This is a genomic window from Streptomyces sp. SAJ15, from assembly GCF_007595705.1.
GTDB lineage: Bacteria > Actinomycetota > Actinomycetes > Streptomycetales > Streptomycetaceae > Streptomyces.
The window spans coordinates 1073810-1079809 of the sequence record NZ_NISY01000002.1 but is presented as its reverse complement, the minus strand read 5'-3'; the positions used below and the strand labels follow the sequence as shown (position 1 = coordinate 1079809).

The window sequence follows — 6000 nt, the reverse complement described above, 5'->3', positions numbered from 1 at the left end:
ACTTTTGGCACGCTGTTGAGTTCTCAAGGAACGGACGCTTCCTTCGGCCCCGTTTCACCGGGCCCTCCGGGCGCTTCCCTTCGGTGTTTCACACTCTATCAGGGCTTTTCCCTCGCTCTGAACCACTCTCATCTGCAGGCATGCAGAAGTGGATCTGAGATTCGGATCTTGCATCTGAATGAGCGCCGCTCCCGTAGCCACCGCATCGAGTGCGGTGTCTCTTCCGGGGCAGGCATCCGACAGTACAGCTCTCGCTCAGCCGAGGCAAATCGAATCCGCCCCTTGCGGGCTGTCGAGAGACGACAGTTCATGCGGAATCCCCAGTTCCTATGACTTACGCTTCTGGACAGTACGCCGTCCGGGACACGGAGTGACGGCCACGAGATCGATCTCCACGCCTGGGAGGCCTCCCATGACCACCGTGACGTCCCCGATCGCCGGACGCGCCATCGGACTCGCGGCAGTGCCCGACCCGGTGTTCTCCGGCGCGATGGTGGGCCCCGGCACCGCGATCGACCCGGTGCGCGAGCCGTCCGATGTGGTGGCCCCCGTCGACGGCATCGTGGTCTCGCTCCACGCGCACGCGTTCGTCGTCGTCGACCCGGAGGGCCACGGCGTTCTGACGCACCTGGGCATCGACACCGTGCAGCTCAACGGTGAGGGCTTCGAGCTGTTGGTGAACAAGGGCGACACGGTGACCCGGGGCCAGGCCCTCATCCGCTGGAACCCGGCCGCGGTCGAGGCGGCCGGCAAGTCCCCGATCTCCCCGGTCGTCGCGCTGGAGGCCACCGCCGAGGTCCTCGGCGAGCTCCGTGAGGACGGCGACGTGAAGCCCGGGGACACCCTCTTCACCTGGCGTTGAGCCGCACGCCGGGCTGACGGCGAGTACGACATCCACCGCGGCGGCGCGGGCGCGATCCGCCGCAACGACCGGAGACGGGTGACATGGAGACAACGCTGCGGGGCGTCGGCGTCAGCCACGGTGTGGCGATCGGCGAGGTGCGGCACGTGGGGACGGCCGTCCTGGAGCCGCCCGCGAAGCAGATTCCGGCGGATGAGGCGCCGCGCGAGCAGGGGCGGGCGCGTAAGGCCGTCGAAGCGGTCGCGGCCGACCTCATCGCCCGTGGCAACCTGGCGGGCGGCGAGGCGCAGCACGTCCTGGAGGCCCAGGCGATGATGGCCCAGGACCCGGAGCTGATGGCCGACGTCGAGCGTCGCGTCACCGTGGGCAGCACCGCCGAGCGCGCGGTGTACGACGCCTTCGCCGCGTACCGGGCGCTGCTGGCCGGCGCCGGGGAGTACCTGGCGGGGCGGGTCGCGGACCTGGACGATGTGCGGAACCGGATCGTGGCGCGGCTGCTGGGTGTGCCGATGCCGGGTGTGCCGGACAGCGACGAGCCGTATGTGCTGATCGCGCGGGATCTGGCGCCCGCGGACACCGCCCTGCTGGACCCGACGCTGGTGCTGGGCTTCGTCACCGAGGAGGGCGGGCCGACCAGCCACAGCGCCATCCTCGCCCGCGCCCTGGGCGTCCCCGCCGTCGTCGCCCTGCCGGGCGCCAGTGAGATCGCCGAGGGCACCGTCGTCGCCGTCGACGGCAGCACCGGCGACCTCTTCGTGGAGCCGAGCAAAGCCAAGCGCGCCGAGCTGGCCAGGGCCGCCGAGGAGCGTAAGGCGGCGTTGGCGGCCTCCAGTGGTCCCGGTGCCACGTCCGACGGGCACAAGGTGCCGTTGCTGGCCAACATCGGCGGCCCGGGGGACGTGCCGGCCGCCGTGGAGGCCGGGGCGGAGGGCGTGGGCCTGTTCCGCACCGAGTTCCTCTTCCTCGACGACAGCCGCAACGCCCCCTCCGAGGCCAAGCAGATCCACGCCTACCGCAGCGTCCTGGAAGCCTTCCCCGAGGGCCGCGTGGTGGTACGCGTTCTGGACGCCGGCGCCGACAAACCGCTGGACTTCCTCACCCCCGCCGACGAACCCAACCCCGCCCTCGGCGTCCGCGGCCTGCGCACCCTCCTGGACCACCCCGACATCCTGGCCACCCAACTCTCCGCCCTGGCCAAAGCCGCCGAAGGACTCCCCGTCCACCTCGACGTCATGGCCCCCATGGTCGCCGACCGCCACGACGCCCGCGCCTTCGCCGACGCCTGCCGCACCGCCGGACTCAACGCCAAGTTCGGCGCCATGGTCGAGATCCCCTCCGCCGCCCTCCGCGCCCGCTCCCTCCTCCAAGAGGTCGAGTTCCTCTCCCTGGGCACCAACGACCTCGCCCAGTACACCTTCGCCGCCGACCGCCAGGTCGGCACCCTCGCCCGCCTCCAGGACCCCTGGCAACCCGCCCTCCTGGACCTCATCGCCCTGGCCGCCGACGCCGCCCGCGCCGAAGGCAAAAGCTGCGGAGTCTGCGGCGAAGCCGCCTCCGACCCCCTCCTGGCCTGCGTCCTGACCGGCCTCGGCGTCACCAGCCTCTCCATGGGCGCCACCGCCATCCCCTACGTCCGCGCCACCCTCGCCAAACACACCCTCGCCCAGTGCGAACGCGCCGCGGCCGCCGCCCGCGCCACCGACACCCCCGACGAAGCACGCCGCGCCGCACAAGCAGTCCTCTCCGGGGAGTGAGCCCGGCCGTCTGACGGGTTCACGGCCGCGGTCGTCCGGGGGCGTGTCCCGCACCAGGGGTGCGGGACACGCCCCCGCGTCGTCTCACTCCTCTCCCCCCGGCTCCCGCTCCTCCCGCTCCTCTTCCTCTTCCTCTTCCTCTTCCTCTTCTGCTTCCGCTTCCTCTTCTGCTTCCGCTTCCGCTTCCGGTGCCGGGTCCGGCTCGGCGCGCTCCTCCGGCCGGGGCAGGAGGAAGCCCGCGGCGTACTCCACCCCGTGCTCGGGCGGGATGGGCTCTCCGGTGTCGGCGTCCGTGCAGTAGGCCGTGAAGACCTCGCCCTCGGAGAGGGGGCGCAGCCAGCCGGCGTGCAGCACCCAGCCGCGGACCCGGTCGGGCTCGCCGGGGACGGTGGAGCGCAGCACGATGCCGCCGGGGCTGTCGGCGGCGATGGCCACCGACAGCACGGTGCTGAAGACGGCGGCCTCGGCCTCGACCAGTCGCGGCGAGTCGTCCGCCGGGTGTTCGACGTGGAGGACGGCGTTGAGCGGGCCGCCGGCCGCGGGGACGCTGCACACGTAGTGGTGCACGCCCGGCCCCGCCGCCGCGAGGAGCTCGCGCAGGGCCGCGGAGGCGCGGCGGAAGGCGGCGTCGGCGACGTCCGCCCCGCAGTCGGCGCAGTCGCCGAGGCGGGACAGCAGTGCCGTGGCGTACTCCGCGGTGCTCTGCTGCTCCGCCGCCTCGATGAGTCGCGGGACGAGGAGCTCGACGGGCTGGCCGGTGTAGGGCACGGTGGGCCCGGCGGCGGCGAGCTCGGCGACATAGCGGGTGCGGCTGTGGGGGTGGTCCGGTTCGAGCCCGGCGTCCTCGCAGAACTCCTCGTACTCGACGGGGTCGAACAGGGCGACGGTGATGTGCGGCTGCCGGGCGGCGAGCTCCCGGAGCAGCCCGTCCATCTGGTGGAGGTAGGCGGCGTGGTCGGTGAAGCCGAACGTCGCGTACCGCCGCATGGCGGCGAAGTCCTCGGCGTCGGTCAGCAGGCCCACGGTGCTGGGCACCTCGCGACGCAGCGCGCGCCGCGAGGTGCCCGGCCTTCGGGACCGGCCGGGTGGTTGCGGACCGTGATGACGTTCGCCGCCGTTTCTGGTGTGTGCCATGGCTCCCCCTCAGCGTCGGTCGACCAATGCTCACTCACCGTAACCGAGGGCACTGACAACGCAGGGTGACCGTGGCACGGCGCCGGTGTCCGGCGGCCGGGTGGGGCCGGTCGTCGGGGCCCGGTCGCCGGGCCCCGGTCGAACGGCGGGGTCAGTCGGCGGCGCGCTCCCGGGCGATGCGCTCGTAGAAGCGCACCAGCTCCATGTCGTCGACGGAGCCGGGGTTGACGGCCTTGTCCAGCGGAGTGCCCTGCATCAGCCGCTTGACGGGCACCTCGATGCGCTTGCCGGTGAGGGTGTGCGGCACGCCCGGCACCTCGATGATCTCGTCGGGGACGTGCCGTGGGGAGAGCTGCTCGCGGATGGTGCGCTTGATGCGGTCGCGCAGTTCGTCGTCGAGGGAGACGCCCGGGGCGAGGTGGACGAAGAGCGGCATCCAGTAGCCCCCGTCGGGCTGTTCGACGCCCAGGACGAGGGATTCGCGGACCTCGGGGAGGCGCTCGACGGCCTCGTAGATGTCGGCGGAGCCCATGCGGACGCCCTGCCGGTTGAGGGTGGAGTCGGAGCGACCGTGGATGACGACGCTGCCGCGCGAGGTGAGGGTGATCCAGTCGCCGTGCCGCCAGACGCCCGGGAACATCTCGAAGTAGCTGTCGCGGTAGCGGCTGCCGTCGGGGTCGTTCCAGAAGTGGATGGGCATGGAGGGCATGGGTCGGGTGACGACCAGCTCGCCGACCTCGTCGACGAGCGGCTTTCCCTGGGGGTCCCAGGCCTGGAGGTCGACGCCCAGCGCGGGCGCCTGGAGCTCGCCGATGTGGACCGGGAGGGTGGGCACGGCGCCGGCGAAGCAGCTGCACACGTCGGTGCCGCCGCTGACGGAGGCGATCCACATGTCTCCGCTGGTCGCCACGAACTCGTCGTGGAGCCAGCGGAACCCGTCGGGCGGGAGCGGCGAGCCGGTGGTGGCGACGCATCGCACGCGGGAGAGGTCGAAGTCGCGCCCCGGGTGCACGCCGGCCTTGCGGCAGGCCATCACATAGGCGGCGGAGGTGCCGTAGAGGGTCGCGCCGGTGCGCTCGGCGATCCGCCACTGGGCACCGGTGTCGGGGTGGCCGGGGCTGCCGTCGTAGAGCACGACGGTGGCGCCGACGAGCAGGCCGGAGACGAGGAAGTTCCACATCATCCAGCCGGTGGACGTGTACCAGAAGAAGCGGTCGCCCGGCGCGAGGTCGCAGTGGAGGCCCAGCTGCTTGAGGTGTTCCAGCAGGATGCCGCCCTGCGACTGGACGATGGCCTTCGGGAGCCCGGTGGTGCCGGAGGAGTAGAGCACCCACAGCGGGTGGTCGAAGGGCACCTGCTCGTAGACCGGCGCCGCCTTCTCGGCCGTCACCGCGGCCCAGTCGAGCGCGCCGTCGGGGGTGGGGGTGCCCAGCAGCGGGATGTGGACGACGGCGCGCAGCGTGGGCAGCTCGCGGCGCAGCTCGGCGACGGTCTCCGTGCGGTCGTGCTCCTTGCCGCCGTAGCGGTAGCCGTCGACGGTGAACAGCACGACGGGCTCGACCTGCTGGAAGCGGTCCAGAACGCTGCGTGCGCCGAAGTCGGGGGCACAGGAGGTCCACACGGCGCCGACGGCCGCGGTGGCCAGCAGCGCGACGGTGGCCTGGGGGATGTTGGGGAGGTAGCCGCTGACCCGGTCGCCGGGGCGCACCCCGAGGCGGCGCAGCTGTGCGGCGACCGCGCCGACCTGGTCGCGCAGCTCGGCCCAGCTGACCGGCACCGGCTCATGGGTCTCGTCGACGCACAGCAGCGCCGGGGTGTCCGCGCGGTCCGGGTCGTCGGCGGTGCGCAGCGCGTGCTCGGCGTAGTTGAGGGTGGCGCCGGGGAACCAGGTCGCCCCCGGCATGTCGGCACCGGCCAGCACCGTCTCGTACGGATGGGTGAGGCGCACCTCGAACCACTCCGCGACGGCCTGCCAGAACCGGCCGAGTTCCTCCACCGACCAGCGGTGCAGCGCGGCGTAGTCCGCGGCCGGGCCCTCCAGGCCGGTGAGACCGCCCAGGGTGCCCGGCCCGCCCTGCCCGCTCGCCCCGGACCCCGCGGCCGGGGCGCCGTGCCGCTCGGCCGCCCACTGCTGGAAGCGGGTGAGCTGGGCGCGGGCGATCCGGTCCGGGCCGGGCTGCCAGAGAGGCTCCGGTTGCTGGGCGGGCTGGGGTGCGGCGGTCGTCATCTTCGGCTCCCGGGCTGGACGGC

4 protein-coding genes are annotated in these 6000 nt (G+C 72.8%); 2 read left to right on the top strand and 2 right to left on the bottom strand.

Going from position 1 to position 6000, the window contains the following annotated elements:
• Window positions 1-412 precede the first annotated feature (412 nt).
• Together CD790_RS10095 and ptsP are read left to right on the top strand one after the other, a co-directional pair.
• Window positions 413-862 carry a PTS glucose transporter subunit IIA gene (locus CD790_RS10095; protein WP_144382680.1) on the top strand — a complete coding sequence of 150 codons (450 nt, stop codon included), beginning with the start codon at window positions 413-415 and terminating at the stop codon, window positions 860-862.
• A gap of 83 nt (window positions 863-945) precedes the next feature.
• Entirely contained in the window at window positions 946-2616 is a 1671-nt protein-coding gene (ptsP, locus tag CD790_RS10090; RefSeq protein ID WP_144382679.1) for a phosphoenolpyruvate--protein phosphotransferase, read from the top strand.
• 84 nt (window positions 2617-2700) lie between these two features.
• Here ptsP and CD790_RS10080 read toward each other — a convergent pair whose 3' ends face one another.
• Both CD790_RS10080 and CD790_RS10075 read right to left on the bottom strand, forming a co-directional pair.
• Window positions 2701-3750 (bottom strand): hypothetical protein, encoded by a 1050-nt coding sequence (locus CD790_RS10080; RefSeq protein WP_260867452.1) that lies wholly within the window; start codon window positions 3748-3750, stop codon window positions 2701-2703.
• A gap of 151 nt (window positions 3751-3901) precedes the next feature.
• Window positions 3902-5977, bottom strand: a complete 2076-nt coding sequence (locus CD790_RS10075; RefSeq protein ID WP_144382678.1) for an acetoacetate--CoA ligase — start codon at window positions 5975-5977, stop codon at window positions 3902-3904.
• Between the last annotated feature and the right edge of the window lie 23 nt (window positions 5978-6000).

What these genes read in the sequence shown, in the direction of transcription:
- CD790_RS10095 (WP_144382680.1), top strand. Translation starts at nt 413, where the DNA reads ATGACCACCGTGACGTCCCCGATCGCCGGACGCGCCATCGGACTCGCG.
- ptsP (WP_144382679.1), top strand. Translation starts at nt 946, where the DNA reads ATGGAGACAACGCTGCGGGGCGTCGGCGTCAGCCACGGTGTGGCGATC.
- CD790_RS10080 (WP_260867452.1), bottom strand. Translation starts at nt 3,750, where the DNA reads ATGGCACACACCAGAAACGGCGGCGAACGTCATCACGGTCCGCAACCA.
- CD790_RS10075 (WP_144382678.1), bottom strand. Translation starts at nt 5,977, where the DNA reads ATGACGACCGCCGCACCCCAGCCCGCCCAGCAACCGGAGCCTCTCTGG.